Here is a 17,030-nt window from a genome sequence, read left to right on the forward strand (position 1 = left end):
AAACCGAGGCGGGAACCGCGCTGATGCGCGCCACCATCCCGAACCGGAGCGGCGCGCTCCGTCCGGGCATGGCGCTCCGCGGCCGGGTCATGGTCAATACGGCAAGCGTGCCGCTCGCCGTGCGCACCGAGGCGATCCAGCCCTTCCGCGACTTCAAGGTGGTCTATGCCAATTTCGGGCAGGACTATGAGGTCCGGATGCTCAAGCTCGGCCGCTCGTCGCCCGAATGGACCGAGGTTCTCTCCGGTATCAACCCGGGCACGAGCTACGTCACCAAGGGCAGTTTCCTGATCCGCGCGGACATCGAAAAGTCCGGCGCGAGCCACGACCATTGATCGGGAGGATTGGACAATGTTAGCCCGAATCATAGGATTTTCGATCCGCCAAAGGTGGCTCATCCTCGCCTTCGTCGCGCTGCTCTGCGCGGTGGGTGCTTGGAGCGCGACAAAGCTGCCGATCGATGCCGTTCCCGACATCACCAACGTCCAGGTGCAGATCAACACCGAGGCCGAAGGCTATTCGCCGCTCGAGGCCGAACAACGCATCACCTTCCCGATCGAGACCGCGATCGCCGGTATCCCCAACCTCTCCTACACGCGGTCGATCTCGCGGTACGGGCTGAGCCAGGTGACGGTGGTTTTCAAGGACGGCACCGACATCTACTTCGCCCGCCAGCAGGTGAACGAGCGCATACAGGCGGCGAAAGCGCAGCTCCCCGACGGAAGCGAGCCCGAAATGGGACCGATTTCGACGGGGCTCGGCGAGATCTTCATGTTCTCGGTCGAGGCCAAGCCCGGCGCGAAGAAGCCTGACGGGACGCCCTATAATGCCGAGGATCTGCGGACGATGACCGACTGGGTCATCCGCCCGCAGATGCGCACGGTGCCCGGGGTCGCGGAGATCAACACGATCGGCGGCTATGCCCGCCAATATCATATCACCCCCAATCCCGCCGCGCTGGCGTCGCTCAATCTCTCGCTCAACGACGTCGTCGGCGCGCTGGAGAGCAACAATGCCAATCGCGGCGCGGGCTATGTCGAGCGCGGCGGCGAGCAGATCCTGATCCGCGTTCCCGGCCAGGCCGGTAACGAGCAGGACCTCTCGGAAATCCTGATCACGACGCGCGGCGGCGTGCCCATCCGCATCAAGGATGTGGCCGATGTCGCGATCGGCTCGGGTCTCCGGACCGGCGCGGCGACCGAGAATGGCAAGGAGGTCGTGCTCGCCACGGTGGCGATGCTGATCGGCGAGAACCCGCGCGTCGTCGCCCAGGCGTCGGCGGAACGGCTCGAAGAGGCGGCCAAGGCGCTCCCCGAGGGTGTCGAGGTGCGAACGCTCTATGATCGCACGTCGCTCGTCGAGCGGACGATCTGGACGGTCGAGAAGAACCTCGCCGAAGGGGCGCTGCTCGTCATCGTCATCCTCTTCCTGCTGCTCGGGAACTTCCGCGCCGCACTGATCACGGCGGCGGTCATCCCGATCTCGATGCTGATGACGCTGACCGGCATGCTGCAGACGCGCACGTCGGCAAACCTCATGAGCCTCGGCGCGCTGGACTTTGGTCTGATCGTCGACGGGGCGGTGATCATCGTCGAGAATTGCCTGCGGCGTCTCGGCGAAGCGCAGCACCGTCTCGGGCGCTTGCTCGATCGCGACGAACGCTTCGGCCTCGTGGCCTCCGCAAGCGCCGAGGTCATCCGCCCGAGCATCTTCGGCATCATCATCATCACGGCGGTCTATCTTCCGATCTTCGCGCTCGAGGGCGTCGAAGGGAAGACCTTCCACCCGATGGCGATCACCGTCGTCCTCGCGCTGACCGCCGCACTCCTGCTCTCGCTCACCTTCGTGCCTGCGGCCGTCGCGCTGTTCGTCACGGGCAAGGTCGAAGAGAAGGAAAACTGGCTGATGCGCCGCCTTGGCCAGGGCTATCGGCCGATGCTCGAGCGGGCGCTCAACTGGCCCAAGGTCGCGATCGCGGGCGCGCTGCTGCTCGTTGTCGCGAGCGGCCTGCTCGCCTCGCGGCTCGGTTCCGAGTTCATCCCCAATCTCGACGAGGGGGACATCGCGATGCATGCGATGCGCATCCCGGGCACCAGTCTCGGGCAATCGATCGAGATGCAGGAGGCGCTCGAATCGCGCATCCGCAAATTCCCCGAAGTCGAACGGGTCTTCGCGAAGATCGGCACGCCCGACGTCGCGACCGACCCCATGCCGCCTTCGGTTGCGGATAACTTCATCATCCTCAAGGACAGGAGCGACTGGCCCGATCCGAGAAAGCCGAGAGAACAGCTGGTTGCCGAACTCAACAAGGCGGTCGCCGAAATCCCCGGCAACAATTACGAGTTCACGCAGCCCGTCCAGATGCGCATGAACGAGCTGATCGCGGGTGTTCGCTCGGACGTCGCGATCAAGCTCTTTGGCGACGATCTCGATCAATTGCTCAAGACCGGGCAGGCAATCGAGGAGTTGGTCGGCGGCGTCGAAGGCGCACAGGATGTGAAGCTCGAACAGGTCACCGGCCTGCCGATGCTTTCGGTCACGCCGCGCAGGGACAGTCTCGCCCGCTATGGCGTCAGCCTCCAGACGCTTCAGGATGCCGTCTCGACGGCAACCGGTGGGCGCGCGGCCGGGCAATTGTTCGAGGGCGACCGGCGTTTCGACGTCGTCGTGCGCTTGCCGGAGGATATGCGAACGAACCTGCCGGCGCTCGGCAATCTGCCGGTGGCGCTTCCGAATGGCGGTTGGGTCCCGCTTTCGGAACTTGCCGACATCTCGCTTGCCGCCGGCCCCAACCAGGTCAGCCGCGAGAATGGGAAGCGGCGTGCGGTCGTGACGGCGAACGTCCGGGGCCGCGACCTCGGTTCGTTCGTGGAGGAGCTGCAGGCCAAGGTCGACAGCGAGGTCGAGCTGCCCGAGGGCTATTATGTCGAATATGGCGGCACCTTCGAGCAGCTCCAGTCGGCAGCGACCCGGCTCCAGATCGTGGTGCCGGTGGTGCTGCTGCTGATCTTCGGACTCCTGTTCAGCCTCTTCGGATCGGTTCGGGACGCGGCGATCGTCTTCTCCGGGGTGCCACTGGCGCTGACGGGAGGCGTGGCCGCGCTGGCCCTTCGCGGCATTCCGCTGTCGATCTCCGCGGGTGTCGGCTTCATCGCGCTCTCGGGCGTGGCGGTGCTCAACGGCGTCGTGATGCTCTCCTTCATCAAGGATTTGCGCGAACGCGGCAAAGAGCTGCTCGAGGCGATCCGCGAAGGCGCGCTCACGCGCTTGAGACCGGTCATGATGACCGCACTGGTCGCCTCGCTCGGCTTCGTGCCGATGGCGGTCAATGTGGGTGCGGGCTCGGAAGTCCAGCGGCCGCTGGCGACGGTCGTGATCGGCGGCATCATCTCGTCGACGATCCTGACGCTGCTCGTGCTCCCGGCGCTCTACATGCTCGTGCATCGCCGCGCCGAGCAGAAAGAGCGGCCTAGCGCCCCTCCTGCGGAGGGCATGCCCGTCCCCGCGGAATGAAACCCCCCGTTGCCGCCGCGACGCTCCCCCGACGAAGGCGGCAACGGGACATACTGGGCGGAACCTCGTCGAGGTTCCGCTCCTTCTTCAGGAAGAGCGAAGGAAGGAAACGGTGATGACGAACAGCCAGGCGAACGCCGACCTCGAACGACGCACCCTCTGGATCGTCCTTCTGCTCAACGCCGCGATCGCCGCCGCCTTTCTCGTCACGGGCGCTATCGGCGATTCGAGCGCGCTCATCGCCAACGGCCTCGACAATCTCTCCGACGCCGCCGTCTATGCGCTAAGCCTCGTGGCGCTCCGCCATGGCCTGTTGTGGAAGACCCGCGCCGCCACGGCATCGGGCATCATGCTGCTCATCTTTGCCGCCGGCGTTCTCTTCGACGTCGGGCGCCGCTATCTCCAGGGGAGCGAACCGATCGGCCAGACGATGATGATCATGTCGGCGGTCGCCGCAGTCGTGAACTATATCTGCCTGAAGCTGCTCCAGCGGATTCAGAAGCCAGACGTCAACCTGCGCGCCGCGACCACCTTCAGCTTCAACGATTTCATTTCGAACGGCGGCATCCTGATCGCGGGTGTCCTCGTCTGGTGGCTCGGGACGAACTGGCCCGATCTTCTCGTCGGGTTCGCGACCGCGCTGATCGCCATCAAGGGCGGCATCGAGATCCTGCGCGACGCGCGCGCGGAGGCGCGCAAACCGGCGAGCGGCGAGGATTGACCTCGATGTGGACCGACCCCGGCATCACGGATACCGCAGCCGACCACCGTTTCAGGCAACAGGCAAAGGCGCTCGGCCTCGATCCGGATAGCAAATGGGTGGGAGGCTATGTTTCCGTCGCCGCGCAGGAAATCCGGCATCTCCTCGCCGCCTATGCCGGGGACATTGAAGGGCAGAGCCTTCTCGAGTTCGGCTGCAATTATGGCGCAAGCGCGATCGTTGCCGCGACGATGGGAGCCGCGGTCACCGCGATCGACGTCGATGAAGAGGCCATCGCGCTCGCAAGGCTCAACGCCGAACGATATGGTGCCGGCGCGGCCATGGACCTTCGCCATATGCCCGACACGCGGCACATTCCCTTTCCCGACGAAAGTTTCGACATCGTCCTCGCCATCAGCGTCCTCGAATATGTGCGGGGCGAGGAGTTGGCGGATATTCTGCTGGAGCTGCGGCGGCTGCTGCGCCCGGGCGGGCTCTTGCTCGTGTCGGGAACGGCGAGCCGCCTAGCGCCGCGCGAGGTTCATTCGGGACGCTGGTTCGTCAATTATTGGCCGCGATGGGTCGATCGCAAACTGCCGGGACGCACGTCAGAGTTTCAGCGCGGCCTCAATCCGCTTCGCCTCGTCCGCGCCTTCACCGACTATGAAAATCTCGACCGCGCCGACAGGGGCGCACGCTGGTGCGCGGCGCGCAAAGCGATGGGACAATCGCCCGCGAAACTTCGAGCCGCGCGATGGCTCGCTCGCCTCGCGGCACCGCTGGGTCTGTCCGTCGGCATGGTCGGATCAAGCTTCAGCGCCGCCTGGCGAAAGCCGGACGCGATCCGGCCGTAATCCCCGCGCCCGCGGGCTGATGCCCGGCGCCAAACGCAAAAGAAAAGGGCCGGGTCGCGTGTGCGGCCCGGCCCCCTCATGGATCGCTTCCGCGAGTCTTACATCGCGCGCTTCATTTCGCTGTGCGCGCCCTGCGCCTTGACGATTACCGTTACCGGCGCATCGCCGCGGTTGCGCCAGAACCAGCCGTGATTGCCGTCGAACTCGGCCGTCATCACGCCTTCGTCACGCGTCACATTGCGGTCCTTCTTGTAGCTGATCGACTTGCCGCCGCCGTCACCATGGACATCGACGTTCACAGGGCCGCCGACCGCGGTCCAGGCGAAGTTGGACTTGCCGCCCGCCTTCATGACCAACTTCACTTCGGCGCCTTCGCCCGGTGCGAGCGTGATGCGAAGCTCGTCCTGACGTCCTCCGGCTGCGGCGGCCGGAGCCGCACCCTCGGCCTCCGCCGCTGCATCCTCCGGTGCGGCCTCGGCTTCGCCGACCGTCATGCCCGATGCCGCGGCCTCGATCTGGGCGCTCTTGTCCGCGGCGCGGTCTGCGGCCGCCTCCTCGGCGAGCTGCGTCTTGATCTCGCCCATTTCGGTCAGGCCAAGCACGCGGCCGACGCCGGTCGGGTCGATCGCATATTCGGACGGCAGGACAACGGTGACGAGCAGCACGCCCGCCGTCGCCATGGCGATGACGGTCGAGGTGATGAGCTTGCCGGTGCTCGGCAGCTCGGACTTCGAGGGAATGTTCGAATTATACATGAGACAAGTCCTTGATTAGGAGACCGCGTAGCCGGTCAGCTGATATCCGATGAGAAGGAAGCCCGCGGCCATCATGACCACGTTCGCGGTATAAGCGTGCTTCCAGAAGCTGTCGGTCCGGCGCCAGAAGCCCATCACGATCAGGATCGCGCCGAGCGCGAGAAGCTGGCCGATTTCGACCCCGACGTTGAAGGCGAGCAGGTTCGGCAGCAGCCCGTCCGGCGAGATGTCATATTCGATGATCTTCGTGGCGAGGCCGAAGCCATGGCAGAAGCCGAATATGAGCGTCGCAACCTTGGTGTTCGGCTGGAAGCCGAACCAGCGCTGATAGGCGCCGAGATTGTCGAGCGCCTTGTAGACGATCGAGAAGCCGATGATGGCGTCGATGATGTAGCTGTTGATCCCGAAGTCGAAGAAGACCCCGAGCAGCATCGTCGTCGAATGGCCGATCGCGAAGAGGCTGACGTACAGCGCGATATGCTTCATCCGGTAGAGGAAGAAGATGATGCCGAAGAGGAAGAGGATATGGTCGTAACCGGTGACCATATGCTTCGCGCCGAGATACATGAAGGCGAGGATGTTCACCCCGCTGATCTCCTGGATATATCCCTTGTCACCTTCGGCGACGGCATGGGCCATGGCCTCACCCGTCGCGAAGACGAAGGACATGGCGGCGAGAACGAAAAACAGCAGGAATCGCCAGCGCGCACTATCCATGCGCCCTGGCCCTGTAAGAGCCTTGATCATAAAATTATCCTGAAATGCGTAGATGGATGCCGCGACAAGCGGCGTCGATTTCGCAGTCAGGCGCGGTCGGGTGGGCGGTCGAGCCTTGGCCCCCTGCGACCGTCGAGCGCCGCGGGCGCGAAACCGGTCCAGGTCGCTGTCACGACCGACGGGTCGATCCGGAGAGCCGCAGTGGCGAGAGGCGGATCATGATTATGATCGGCCGGGTTATGCCCGTGCATATGACCCGCGCCGCGCTCACTCTCATCGCCGGTGTCATGGGAATGCCCATGATCGGCAACCTCGGCAGCAAGCTCGGCGTGCCGCTCGGCCTCGGCGGCGAGCATTGCGACCGGGCTGTGGCTGACCGCCGTGTTGGCGACGGACAGCAGCATCGCCGCCGCCGTCAGGCAGAGCATCATCAGCGTCAGAAGGCTTGGGCGCGAGCGGCGGAGCATGAGCGGGTCAGGAAGAATCCGTAAGGGACCGGAACTAGAGATATTTCGAAATGGCGCGAAACTCGGCCATCGCCTTGTCGCCCACATCCGCGTCGCCGCCGATGCAATGACCGATATGATCCTCGATCAGCGTGCGCTTGGCATTGGCGACCGCCTTCTCGACGGCCGACAGTTGCATCGCGATATCGGTGCAGGGGCGGCCTTCCTCGATCATGCCGACGATGCTCTTCAGATGCCCCGTCGCGCGGTTGAGGCGCTTGATGATCGCGGGATGGGTCGTGTGCTGGTGCGGGTGATGATGGTCGGCCATGGTCAAATCTCTGCGGTCGAGGAGCTCTTGGGCTCGCAACCTTAATATCTCTCAAATTTCCGCGGTGCAGTTGACGTCATCGCGGCGGCTTGTCTATAGGGCCCATATCCCCCCAGGGGGATATATTTCAAGCCCGGAAAAATGCTCGCAGTACTCGCCAATCGCACTTATCGGCATCTCCTGCTCGCCCAGATCATCGCATTGGTCGGGACGGGGCTGGCGACGATTGCGCTCGGACTTCTGGCTTATGACATCGCCGGGGGCGATGCGGGCGTCGTTCTCGGCACTGCGCTCGCGATCAAGATGGCCGCCTATATCGGGATCGCGCCGATCGCCGGAGCCTTCGCCGACCGGGTGCCGCGGCGCGCGCTTCTTGTCACGCTCGATCTCGTTCGCGCTGCGGTCGCGATCTGCCTGCCGTTCGTCAGCGAAATCTGGCAAATCTATCTTCTGATCTTCGTTCTCCAGTCGGCATCCGCGGCGTTCACGCCCACGTTCCAGGCGACGATCCCCGACGTATTGCCCGACGAGCGCGACTATACGCGCGCCCTGTCGCTCTCGCGCCTCGCCTATGACATGGAGAATATCACGAGCCCGCTGCTCGCCGCGGCGCTCCTGACCGTGATCAACTTCCACTGGCTCTTTTCGGGGACCGCCGTCGGCTTCATCGCCTCTGCACTGCTCGTGCTCTCGGTCACGCTGCCGCGCCCCGAGCGTTCGTCCAGTCGCGACACCAGCATCTATGCCAAGACCACGCGCGGCATCCGCATCTATCTGAAGACGCCGCGGCTGCGCGGCCTGCTCGCCGTCACGCTCGCTGCCGCGGCGGCAAGCTCGATGGTCATCGTCAACACGGTCGTCATCGTCCGCGACCGGCTTGGCATGACCCAGCAGGATGTCGCGCTCACGCTTGCGGCCTATGGCTTCGGATCGATGGCTGCCGCCTTCATCCTGCCGCGCATCCTCGACCGGATTCCGGATCGGCGGGTGATGCTGCTTTCGGCCGCCATCCTCGTGGCGGGGCTCGCCGCGCTCGCTTGGATCAGCAGCATCGTGCCTGCGGGCATGACCTATTGGTATGTCCTGCTCGGCGGCTGGGCGGTTCTCGGCATTGCCTATTCGATGAGCATCACCCCCTCGGGACGGCTGCTCAAGCGCTCCGCAAATGCCCAAGACCGGCCGGCGCTGTTCGCAGCGCAGTTCGCGCTCAGTCACATCTGCTGGCTCATAACCTATCCGCTGGTCGGACAGTTGGGCGCGGGGGTCTCGATGACCGCCGCCTTTGCCGCCATGGCGGCAATTGCCCTTTTCGGGACCTTGCTCGGCCTCCTGCTCTGGCCTGCGAGCGATCCCGATGCGATTGCGCACGATCACCCCGATCTTCCGGCCGATCATGAGCATCTCCGCCGGCAGCACGCGGGGGGCGCCAGCCACCCCTATGTGATCGACGATCTCCACGAGCGATGGGTGGGCAAGCCATGACGCGCGCGCGTCCTTCCGCCACGGTGGCGCGGCGTCGCGTTATGCGATTGCTGCCCGGCGCCGCGCTTTGGTTCGGCGCCCTGCTCGCCATTCTCGCGCTCGCCAATGTGATGGGTGCGAGCGGCTGGCACGGGGCACTCGCGGGCCATGACGATTCGCAGGTTACGGCCGCCGTGGCGCACCACGACGATGGCGAAACCTCACCCCCCGAGATCGATCTTCACAAGATCACGCACGGGATGATGCAGGGTCTCGCCGACATCTCGCCGCAACTTCAAATCTGGTCGGGCTTCCTGCTCGCCGGAGCCCGTTGGGCTTACCGCCTCGATCTCGACTGGGCGAGCACCGCGCCCGAGGGACTTCTGCGACCGCCTAGAATGTGAGGCTGCGCGCCGTTCGCCGGCGCCTGCATCCTTCATTCTAGGAGATTTTCCATGACCGATATGATCGGCCAGCGACGCCTGCGCAGGGCGTTCCTGGGCCTATGTACCGCCGCCGGCGCGCTTGCCGCCGCGAATGCTGCTGCGCAACCCGCACCTTCGTTCGACCAGCTCTTCGGCCAAAGCGCCGAGGCGCCGCGAACGCAGATCATCGAAGCCGATATCGCCCGTGCGGAAGGCCTTGCCGAGCAAGCCCGGGTGCGTCCCAATCCGACCGTCAGCGGCCTCGCCGAGAATATCGGCGGCAAGCAGCCCTATAGCGGGTTCAACCGCTCCGAAACGACGATCCAGTATAACCAGCCGTTCGAACTCGGCGGCAAGCGCTCGGCGCGCATCGCCGCAGGCGAAGCGGGCATCGTGGCGGCGCGGGCGCGCGGGCGCGAAGCCTTGCTCACCTACGCCTATGATCTTGCTCGGGCCTATGCCGCGGCCGAGATCGCCGACCGCCGCCTTGCCTTGACCGAGGGCAGCCTCAGCGAGGCCCGCGACGACCTTCGTATCGCCGCAGCGCTCGTCGATGCGGGCAAGGAAACGCGGCTTCGCCGGCTGCAGGCCGAGACCGAGGTGGCGACGCTTCAGGCCGCGATATCGACGGCAAGGGCAGAGCGGGTCCAGGCCTATGCCCTTCTCTCCGCGCTGGCGGGCCAGGGGATGAGCTACACCAGCCTCTCCGAGCGGGTGCTGGCGCGGTTCGAGGCAACGCCCAAATATGGGCCGGCCGATCCGCTGCAAACGGCGCCTTATCTCGCGGCACAGGCGGAACGCGAAGCGGCCGCCTACCGCGTCGAGGTCGCGAAGCGTCAGGCGATTCCCGATGTCACCGTCTCGCTCGGCGTCCGCCGTATCGAGGCCGACAAGGGGAATGCCATGCTCGTCGGCGTCAGCGTGCCGCTGCCGCTCTTCGATCGCAACCGCGGCAATATCTCGGCGGCACTCGCGGAAAAGCAGGGCGCCGAAGCGCGTGCGACGGCGGCGCGCCTCGACGCCGAGGCGGGCATCAAGTCGGCGATGGCCTTCAACGAGGCGGCCGACGAGCGTGTCGACGCCGCCGAACAGACGTTCGAGACCGCCGACGAGGCCTATCGGCTCGCTCGCATCGCCTATGAGGCGGGCAAGTCCCCGCTCTTCGAACTCATTGCTGCACGGCGCGGTCTCAGCGCCGCGCGGGGCACGCTGCTCGACGCGCTGTCCGAGAGGTTCGACGCGCGCGCCGCGCTCGCCCGTCTCCAGGGCCGCACCATCACAGGGGAGGAAATCCAATGACCGAGAAGAATCGTTTTTATGCCGGTGCGGCAACTGCGCTGGCGCTTGCCGTGGCACTCGGCTTCGGCATCGCACAACTGACCGGGACCGATACCCCGGCTCCGGAGGCTGCGGCCCCAGCGGAAGCAGCGCCGTCCAACGAGGTGGTGATTTCGGCTGACGGGATTTCGCTTTCGCAAATCGGGGTCGCGCCCGCGGCAGGCGGCGAACTCGACGCCGCGATACCCGCCGCAGCGACGGTGGAGGCGACACCCGATGCGGTGGCCGTGCTCACGGCGCGCGCGCCGGGAACGGTGACGCGCATCTTCAAGCGGATCGGCGATCCGGTGCGGGCCGGTGAAACGCTGGCACTCGTCGAAAGCCGCGATGCCTCGACGATCGCCACCGACCGCGACGCCGCGGTCGCTCGCGAGCGGCTGGCAGCCCGCCAGCTCGAACGCGAGAAGAGGTTGCTCGGTCAGGGGGTTAGCCCGAGAGCCGATTATGAAATCGCCGAGGCCAATCTCGCGGTAGCGCAGGCGGAAGCGCGGCGCGCGAGCGCCGCTGCCGGGGCCGCAAAGGTCGCCTCGGACGGGCGCTCGGTCGCGGTCGTCAGTCCCGTGACCGGACGTGTTACCGCGGCGCAGGCCAATCTCGGCCAGTTCGTCGCCGCCGAGTCCGAATTGTTCCGGGTTGCCGATCCCAGCCGGATGCAGATCACCGCGAGCCTGCCGCCGGCCGACGCCGGCCGCGTCCGCGCGGGCGACCGGGTCGAGCTGACGACGAACGACGGCCGCATGATCGAAGGGCGCGTGCGCTCCGAAACCGGCGTCGTCGATCCCACGACCCGGTCGGCGACCGTGGTCATCACCCCCTCGGTCGCGGGCACGCTGCTTCCCGGCCAGCTGGTGAAGGCCCGCATCTTCGCGAGCGGCGGCGCCATCACCAACGGGGTCATGGTCCCGCAGGACGCCGTGCAGACGATCGGCGACCGCACGGTCGTCTTCGTCCGCACCACTAAGGGCTTCCGGGCGCAGACCGTGCAGGTCGGTGGGCGCAGCGCCGGGCTTGTCTCGATCCTGTCGGGGATCAAGGCCGGCACGCCGATCGCGACGACCAACGCCTTTCTGCTCAAGGCAGAGCTTGAAAAGGAGGCAGCGGAATGATCGCGCGCATCCTCAGTCTCTCGGTCAGGGGGCGATGGTTCGTCGCCTTCCTGACCTTGATCGTTTTCGGTTTCGGCCTCTGGCAGATTACCAAGCTGCCGATCGACGCAGTGCCCGACGTCACCAACCGCCAGGTCCAGATCAACACCTTCAATCCGACGCTCGGCCCTGTCGACATGGAAAAACAGGTAACCTTTCCTGTCGAGACGGCGCTCGCCGGGATACCCGGACTGACGCTGACCCGCTCGCTCACGCGCAACGGCTTCAGCCAGGTCACGGCGGTGTTCACCGATGACACCGACATCTATTTCGCGCGTCAGCAGGTGACCGAACGTCTCGCGCAGGCCAAGGACAGCCTGCCCGACGGCGTCCAGCCCAACCTGTCGCCGCTTAGTACCGGTCTCGGCGAAATCTTCTTCTACTCGGTCGCCTTCCGCCACCCGGATGGAAAGCAGAAAAATATCGTCGACGGCAAGCCCGGCTGGCAGTCGGACGGCGCCTACCTCACCCCCGAGGGCGAGCGGCTGACGACCGAATTGGCCAAGGCAGCCTATCTGCGCACGGTCCAGGACTGGATCATCCGTCCGCAGATGCGAACGGTTCCGGGGGTTGCCGGCGTCGATTCCAACGGCGGCTATGTGAAGCAATATCTCGTCCAGCCCAATCTCAACGCGCTGTCGACTTATGGCCTCTCGATCACCGAGCTGGCCGACGCGCTCGAACGCGCCAATCTATCGGCGGGCTCCAACTATGTGCGCCGGGCCGGCGAGAGCTTTCTCGTTCGCGCTGATGCCCGGCTGAAGTCGATCGAGGATATTCAGGAAGCCGTTGTCGCGACGCGCGCGGGCGTTCCCGTTCGCGTGAAGGATGTCGGCGAAGTGGTGATCGGGGGCGCGGTGCGCACCGGGTCGGGCAGCCGCATGGGCTCGGAGGCGGTCATTTCGACCGTGCTGATGCTCACTGGCGACAATAGCCGTATCGTCGCCACCAGCGCGGCCGAGAAACTGACGGCGATCAACAAGAACCTGCCGCCGGACGTGTTCGCCGAACCCGTCTACAACCGTTCGAAGCTGGTCAATGCGACGATCGCCACCGTCGAGAAGAATCTCGTCGAGGGCGCCTTGCTCGTCATCGCGGTGCTCTTCCTGCTGCTCGGCAACATCCGCGCCGCGCTGATCACCGCCGCGGTCATTCCGATCACGATGCTGATGACGGCATCGGGCATGAATGCGCTCGGCGTCTCGGGCAATCTGATGAGCCTCGGCGCGCTCGACTTCGGCCTGATCGTCGATGGCGCTGTCATCATCGTCGAAAATGCCCTGCGCCGGCTTGCCGAAAGGCAGGAGCATGAAGGGCGTTTGCTCAGCCGCTCCGAACGAATGGAGGAAACCACGCTTGCGGCGCAGGAGATGATCCGGCCGACCGTCTATGGTCAGCTCATCATCTTCCTCGTCTTCGTGCCGCTGCTCACCTTCCAGGGCGTCGAGGGCAAGACCTTCGCGCCGATGGCGATCACCTTGATGCTCGCACTCGCCGCCGCCTTCGTCCTCTCGCTGACCTTCATCCCCGCGATGATCGCCATCGTGATCAAGGGCAAGGTCAGCGAGACCGAGGTCAAGCCGATCCGCTGGTTCAAGGAGAAATATGAGCCGCTCCTGAAGAAGGCCGTCGCGCGCCCGCAGCCCTTCGTGGCGTCGGGCGTCGGCGTCTTCCTCGCCGCGGTGCTGGCATTCGGCTTCCTCGGCGAGGAGTTCATGCCGCAGCTCGACGAGAAGGACATCACGGTCACCAACTTCCGCGTGCCCTCGGCGTCGATCGACCAGTCGACGCAGATGCAGCTTCGCATCGAGGATGCGCTGAAGTCACTGCCCGAGGTTGCGCTCGTCTTCTCGAAGAACGGGAACGCCGATCTCGGGACCGACCCGATGCCGCCCAACGCGTCGGACACCTACGTGATTCCGAAGCCGGAAGACGAATGGCCGGCCGAGGTGAAGAGCAAGGAGGACATCCTTCGCCGCATCGAGGAGCGGATGAAACCGCTCATCGGCAATCGCACCGAGATCCAGCAGCCGATCCAGATGCGCTTCAACGAACTGATCGCCGGCGTTCGCGCCGACGTGGCCGTGAAGCTCTATGGAGACGATCTCGACGCCATGAGCGTGCAGGCGAACCGCATCGCGGGGGTTTTGCGGCGTATTCCGGGTGCAGGCGACGTCAGCGCCGAGCAGACGTCGGGGGCTCCGACCTTCGACGTCAAGATCGATCACCAGGCGGCAGCCCGTTACGGACTGTCGGTCGAAGAGGTCGCGAACACGGTTGCGGCTGCGCTCGGCGGCCGCGAGGCCGGACTTCTCTTCGAGGGCGATCGCCGCTTCTCGGTGGTCGTCCGCCTGCCCGATGCCCAGCGCGACGACCTCGAGACACTGGGTTCGATCCCGGTGATGCTCGCGGCGGGCGACGGGCAGATCGCAAGCTCGATCCCGCTCCGTGAAGTAGCAAAGTTCAGCTACACGCAAGGCCTCAACCAGATCAGCCGCGAAAATGGCAAGCGGATGGTCGTGGTGCAGGTCAATGTGCGCGGCCGCGATCTCGGCGGGTTCGTCACCGAGGCGCAGGACAAGATCGGAGCGCTCGACCTGCCAGCGGGCATGTACACCGATTGGGGCGGCACGTTCGAAAGCCTCCAGTCGGCCCGGCTTCGCCTGCTGATCGTGGTGCCGATCTGCTTCCTCGCCATTTACGCCCTGCTTTACATGGCGCTCGGCGGCTTCCGGCCGGCGGCGATCGTGTTCAGCGCGGTGCCGATGGCCCTCGCGGGCGGCGTCTTCGCGCTGCTGCTGCGGGGAATCCCCTTCTCGATCACGGCCGCGGTCGGGTTCATCGCGCTATCGGGCGTCGCCGTCCTCAACGGCCTCGTCATGATGAGCGCGATCCGCAGCCGCCGCGATGCGGGGATCGGGGATGATGAAGCGATCATCGGCGGCGCGATGGAGCGCGTGCGTCCGGTGCTGATGACGGCGCTCGTGGCGAGCCTCGGCTTTGTGCCGATGGCGCTTGCAACGGGAACCGGCGCCGAGGTCCAGCGCCCGCTGGCCACGGTCGTGATCGGCGGCCTGATCACTTGCACCGCGCTCACCCTGCTCGTCCTGCCGGCGATCTCGGCCTGGCTCTATCGCCGGTCCGCGGCCGCCAATCAGAGGCCGGGCGATACGGTGGAACCGGCCACGGCAAGCTGACTTGTCCGGCGGCCGCTTACCCCCCGCAGCGGCCGCCGGACCCTTTTTGCAATCCAATCGAAGGAGAAATCCCATGGAAGACAAGGATTATGCCCTGCTTCGCATCTACACCGACGAGATGGCGGTCAGCGGCGACAAGGCGCTGTTCGAGGTCATTCTCGAAAAGGCGAAGGCCCATAAGTTGCTCGGCGTCACGGTGCTGCGCGGGCGCGTCGGCTTCGGTCACTCGAACCTCGTTCATGCGACGAGCTTCCTCGATCATAATTATCCGCTGATCGTCGAAATCGTCGACATGCCCGCTACGCTCCGGAGTTTCGCGGCGCAGCTTCACCAGCTGAAGGGCATCGGGGCCATGACCCTGCTGCCCGTCGAGCTCCTCTGAGCATGCGGCGCGTCTGACACCATGCCGACCGAATTGGCCGCCCTGCATCCCTGGAGGCGGCCACGCCGCGGGCGCCTTGCCCTGGACCCGCCCGCGGCGAAACTTTTCCCGGCGAACTGAAGCCGGCCCACCCCCTTTGAGGACCCCCCGATGTCGTTTCCAGCCCCCCGACCCCCCGCAACCCGGCAACGCGCTCGGCGCCTGTTCTGCGCTCCTTTTGTGCTGCTCCTCACCGGCGCCTGTTCGGAGCCGCCCGAGGGCGGCAATTATCGCGACATCGCGGCCGGGGCCGAGCGCAGCCAGGAACATTTCCGCTGCACGGACGGATCGCGGCTCCTCGCCGATTTCTCGGCCGACCGCCGTGACCTTCGGCTTCGGTGGAACGAGAGCGCGACGGTGATCGCGCTGTCCGCGCCGGCCCCGAACCTGACGTTCGTCGGCGAGGACATGAACATCCTGTTCCGCGAGGACCGCGCCTTCGTCGAGCAGGTCAACGCCCCGAAGCGGTCCTGCAGGCGCGTGGACTAGCGGCCGGTTCAAACCTCCCCCAAGCTGAAAGGGTCATCCCCCATGATATTCGGAAAAAGGGTCGTTCTGGGCCCTATCATGCCGCCTGATCTCACGAGCCTGTTTCAATGGACCGACAGCGCCGAGGACGCGGCGATCAACGGCACCTACCGCCCGCCGAGCTGGAACGAGCAGGAGGAGTTCTGGCTCCTTCAGCAGGATCCCTCGCGCATCTTCTTCGCCATCAGGATCAAGCCGCGCTCGGAGATCGCGGGCTATATCCAGATACGCGAGATCGAGCCCGTCCACCGGTCGGCCAAGATCGGGATCTGGATCGGCGAGGCTGCCGAGCGCGGCAAGGGCATCGGCTTCGAAGCCCTCGAACTGGCGATCGACTATTGCTGGCGCCAGCTCAATCTCCGGCGGCTCACCCTCGAGGTCTTCGCCCATAATGAGGCGGCAATCCGTCTCTATGCGCGGTCCGGGTTCGAGCGCGAGGGCATGCTGAAGTCGGCCCAATATGTCGAAGGGGCGTGGATCGACATCGTGCTGATGGCGCTCCAGCGGCCGGGAGGGTGACTTCCATGTCCCCGTCCTCGGCTGTTTCCTTCGCCGTCGGCCCAGCCTCGCCCGATGGAGCGCGGCGATGATGGAGTTTCGGCGCGAGCATGATCTCGCCTTCACTCCAGGGCAGGTCTGGGCAGTGCTCCTGGATTTCGAGAGCCATCGCCAGTGGAATCCCTACGTCAGGCTCGAGCTCCTCCACAGCGATCCGATCGCGCTGCGATACTGGCTGCGGATGAACCCGCACAAGCCGAAGCTCCTGGAGGTCCCGGCAACGGTCCTCGCAGCCTACCCCGAGCGTCTGCTGACGATCGACGTCCGGCCGAGCTTCCTGCTGAAATTCGGGGAGAGCTTCGCGCTCTCCCCGAACGGCACCGGAACGCGGCTCGTTCACAGCTATCGTTGCAGCGGCCTGCTTGTCACGCTTCGGCTGCCGGGCATCCGGAAGAGTTTCGAGACGATGCTCGGCTCGGTCGACCGAAGGCTTATCGCCCATCTCGAAAGGCGATATCGAAGCAAACCGCGCGGACCCTCGGGCTCGAATTTCTGGGCGCGGTAGCGACGATACGAACCCGGAGGCCGCGCCATGCTGTCGTCGCGCCCGGCGGTCCTATCCCTGCACTTCGACCGTCATCGAATAGGAGGCGCGGCGTTCGGGCGCTTCGGGCTGCGGCGGCGTCGCAGGGGGCGGTCCG

16 protein-coding genes and 1 pseudogene are annotated in these 17,030 nt (G+C 65.6%); 13 read left to right on the forward strand and 4 right to left on the reverse strand.

Features of this window, described 5'->3' with window-relative positions:
• The 4 genes and pseudogenes from ABS88_RS05175 to ABS88_RS05190 form a co-directional block, all read left to right on the forward strand.
• Window positions 1–335 (forward strand): annotated as a pseudogene (locus tag ABS88_RS05175) (efflux RND transporter periplasmic adaptor subunit); the annotation flags it as partial.
• A 16-nt stretch (window positions 336–351) separates the two neighbouring features.
• Window positions 352–3,513 (forward strand): efflux RND transporter permease subunit, encoded by a 3,162-nt coding sequence (locus ABS88_RS05180; protein ID WP_217372991.1) that lies wholly within the window; start codon window positions 352–354, stop codon window positions 3,511–3,513.
• A 115-nt stretch (window positions 3,514–3,628) separates the two neighbouring features.
• A complete protein-coding gene (locus ABS88_RS05185; RefSeq protein WP_217372990.1) occupies window positions 3,629–4,234 on the forward strand; it encodes a cation efflux transmembrane domain-containing protein in 606 nt (201 codons plus the stop codon).
• 5 nt (window positions 4,235–4,239) lie between these two features.
• Window positions 4,240–5,067, forward strand: coding sequence for a class I SAM-dependent methyltransferase (locus ABS88_RS05190; RefSeq protein ID WP_217372989.1), 828 nt, complete (start codon window positions 4,240–4,242; stop codon window positions 5,065–5,067).
• Window positions 5,068–5,165: 98 nt separating this feature from the next.
• On the opposite strand, the gene ABS88_RS05195 is transcribed toward ABS88_RS05190, so the two are convergent.
• The 4 genes from ABS88_RS05195 to ABS88_RS05210 all read right to left on the reverse strand — a co-directional run bounded on the left by ABS88_RS05195 (window position 5,166) and on the right by ABS88_RS05210 (window position 7,316).
• Window positions 5,166–5,822, reverse strand: coding sequence for a transmembrane anchor protein (locus ABS88_RS05195; RefSeq protein ID WP_217372988.1), 657 nt, complete (start codon window positions 5,820–5,822; stop codon window positions 5,166–5,168).
• 15 nt (window positions 5,823–5,837) lie between these two features.
• Window positions 5,838–6,539, reverse strand: a complete 702-nt coding sequence (locus ABS88_RS05200) for a HupE/UreJ family protein (RefSeq protein WP_407047199.1) — start codon at window positions 6,537–6,539, stop codon at window positions 5,838–5,840.
• An 86-nt stretch (window positions 6,540–6,625) separates the two neighbouring features.
• Window positions 6,626–6,970, reverse strand: a complete 345-nt coding sequence (locus ABS88_RS05205; RefSeq protein ID WP_217372987.1) for a hypothetical protein — start codon at window positions 6,968–6,970, stop codon at window positions 6,626–6,628.
• A gap of 70 nt (window positions 6,971–7,040) precedes the next feature.
• Window positions 7,041–7,316 carry a metal-sensing transcriptional repressor gene (locus ABS88_RS05210; RefSeq protein WP_217372986.1) on the reverse strand — a complete coding sequence of 92 codons (276 nt, stop codon included), beginning with the start codon at window positions 7,314–7,316 and terminating at the stop codon, window positions 7,041–7,043.
• A gap of 141 nt (window positions 7,317–7,457) precedes the next feature.
• Here ABS88_RS05210 and ABS88_RS05215 point away from each other — a divergent pair, with 141 nt between their 5' ends.
• The 9 genes from ABS88_RS05215 to ABS88_RS05255 all read left to right on the forward strand — a co-directional run bounded on the left by ABS88_RS05215 (window position 7,458) and on the right by ABS88_RS05255 (window position 16,894).
• Window positions 7,458–8,798, forward strand: a complete 1,341-nt coding sequence (locus ABS88_RS05215; protein ID WP_217372985.1) for an MFS transporter — start codon at window positions 7,458–7,460, stop codon at window positions 8,796–8,798.
• Window positions 8,795–9,181, forward strand: coding sequence for a hypothetical protein (locus ABS88_RS05220; protein WP_286749356.1), 387 nt, complete (start codon window positions 8,795–8,797; stop codon window positions 9,179–9,181). The genes ABS88_RS05215 and ABS88_RS05220 overlap by 4 nt, the downstream gene beginning before the upstream one ends.
• Window positions 9,182–9,232: 51 nt before the next feature.
• Window positions 9,233–10,501, forward strand: a complete 1,269-nt coding sequence (locus ABS88_RS05225) for a TolC family protein (protein ID WP_286749357.1) — start codon at window positions 9,233–9,235, stop codon at window positions 10,499–10,501.
• Window positions 10,498–11,646, forward strand: a complete 1,149-nt coding sequence (locus ABS88_RS05230) for an efflux RND transporter periplasmic adaptor subunit (RefSeq protein ID WP_286749358.1) — start codon at window positions 10,498–10,500, stop codon at window positions 11,644–11,646. The genes ABS88_RS05225 and ABS88_RS05230 overlap by 4 nt, the downstream gene beginning before the upstream one ends.
• Entirely contained in the window at window positions 11,643–14,882 is a 3,240-nt protein-coding gene (locus ABS88_RS05235) for an efflux RND transporter permease subunit (protein WP_286749359.1), read from the forward strand. Before ABS88_RS05230 ends, ABS88_RS05235 begins: the two co-directional genes overlap by 4 nt.
• 73 nt (window positions 14,883–14,955) lie before the next feature.
• Window positions 14,956–15,264 carry a DUF190 domain-containing protein gene (locus ABS88_RS05240; RefSeq protein WP_217372981.1) on the forward strand — a complete coding sequence of 103 codons (309 nt, stop codon included), beginning with the start codon at window positions 14,956–14,958 and terminating at the stop codon, window positions 15,262–15,264.
• A gap of 219 nt (window positions 15,265–15,483) precedes the next feature.
• Window positions 15,484–15,792, forward strand: coding sequence for a hypothetical protein (locus ABS88_RS05245; protein ID WP_217372980.1), 309 nt, complete (start codon window positions 15,484–15,486; stop codon window positions 15,790–15,792).
• 42 nt (window positions 15,793–15,834) lie between these two features.
• Complete coding sequence (locus ABS88_RS05250; protein WP_217372979.1) at window positions 15,835–16,350, forward strand: GNAT family N-acetyltransferase; 516 nt, start codon at window positions 15,835–15,837, stop codon at window positions 16,348–16,350.
• Window positions 16,351–16,417: 67 nt separating this feature from the next.
• Window positions 16,418–16,894, forward strand: coding sequence for an SRPBCC family protein (locus tag ABS88_RS05255; protein ID WP_217372978.1), 477 nt, complete (start codon window positions 16,418–16,420; stop codon window positions 16,892–16,894).
• Window positions 16,895–17,030: the final 136 nt, after the last annotated feature.

It is taken from the genome of Sphingopyxis sp. SCN 67-31 (genome assembly GCF_001725095.1).

Bases quoted from the DNA above. Each gene is read 5' to 3' on its own strand.
- ABS88_RS05225 (WP_286749357.1), top strand. From the start codon at position 9,233: ATGACCGATATGATCGGCCAGCGACGCCTGCGCAGGGCGTTCCTGGGC.
- ABS88_RS05220 (WP_286749356.1), top strand. From the start codon at position 8,795: ATGACGCGCGCGCGTCCTTCCGCCACGGTGGCGCGGCGTCGCGTTATG.
- ABS88_RS05255 (WP_217372978.1), top strand. From the start codon at position 16,418: ATGATGGAGTTTCGGCGCGAGCATGATCTCGCCTTCACTCCAGGGCAG.
- ABS88_RS05185 (WP_217372990.1), top strand. From the start codon at position 3,629: ATGACGAACAGCCAGGCGAACGCCGACCTCGAACGACGCACCCTCTGG.
- ABS88_RS05190 (WP_217372989.1), top strand. From the start codon at position 4,240: ATGTGGACCGACCCCGGCATCACGGATACCGCAGCCGACCACCGTTTC.
- ABS88_RS05215 (WP_217372985.1), top strand. From the start codon at position 7,458: ATGCTCGCAGTACTCGCCAATCGCACTTATCGGCATCTCCTGCTCGCC.
- ABS88_RS05230 (WP_286749358.1), top strand. From the start codon at position 10,498: ATGACCGAGAAGAATCGTTTTTATGCCGGTGCGGCAACTGCGCTGGCG.
- ABS88_RS05195 (WP_217372988.1), bottom strand. From the start codon at position 5,822: ATGTATAATTCGAACATTCCCTCGAAGTCCGAGCTGCCGAGCACCGGC.
- ABS88_RS05210 (WP_217372986.1), bottom strand. From the start codon at position 7,316: ATGGCCGACCATCATCACCCGCACCAGCACACGACCCATCCCGCGATC.
- ABS88_RS05250 (WP_217372979.1), top strand. From the start codon at position 15,835: ATGATATTCGGAAAAAGGGTCGTTCTGGGCCCTATCATGCCGCCTGAT.
- ABS88_RS05235 (WP_286749359.1), top strand. From the start codon at position 11,643: ATGATCGCGCGCATCCTCAGTCTCTCGGTCAGGGGGCGATGGTTCGTC.
- ABS88_RS05240 (WP_217372981.1), top strand. From the start codon at position 14,956: ATGGAAGACAAGGATTATGCCCTGCTTCGCATCTACACCGACGAGATG.
- ABS88_RS05180 (WP_217372991.1), top strand. From the start codon at position 352: ATGTTAGCCCGAATCATAGGATTTTCGATCCGCCAAAGGTGGCTCATC.
- ABS88_RS05205 (WP_217372987.1), bottom strand. From the start codon at position 6,970: ATGATGCTCTGCCTGACGGCGGCGGCGATGCTGCTGTCCGTCGCCAAC.
- ABS88_RS05200 (WP_407047199.1), bottom strand. From the start codon at position 6,539: ATGGATAGTGCGCGCTGGCGATTCCTGCTGTTTTTCGTTCTCGCCGCC.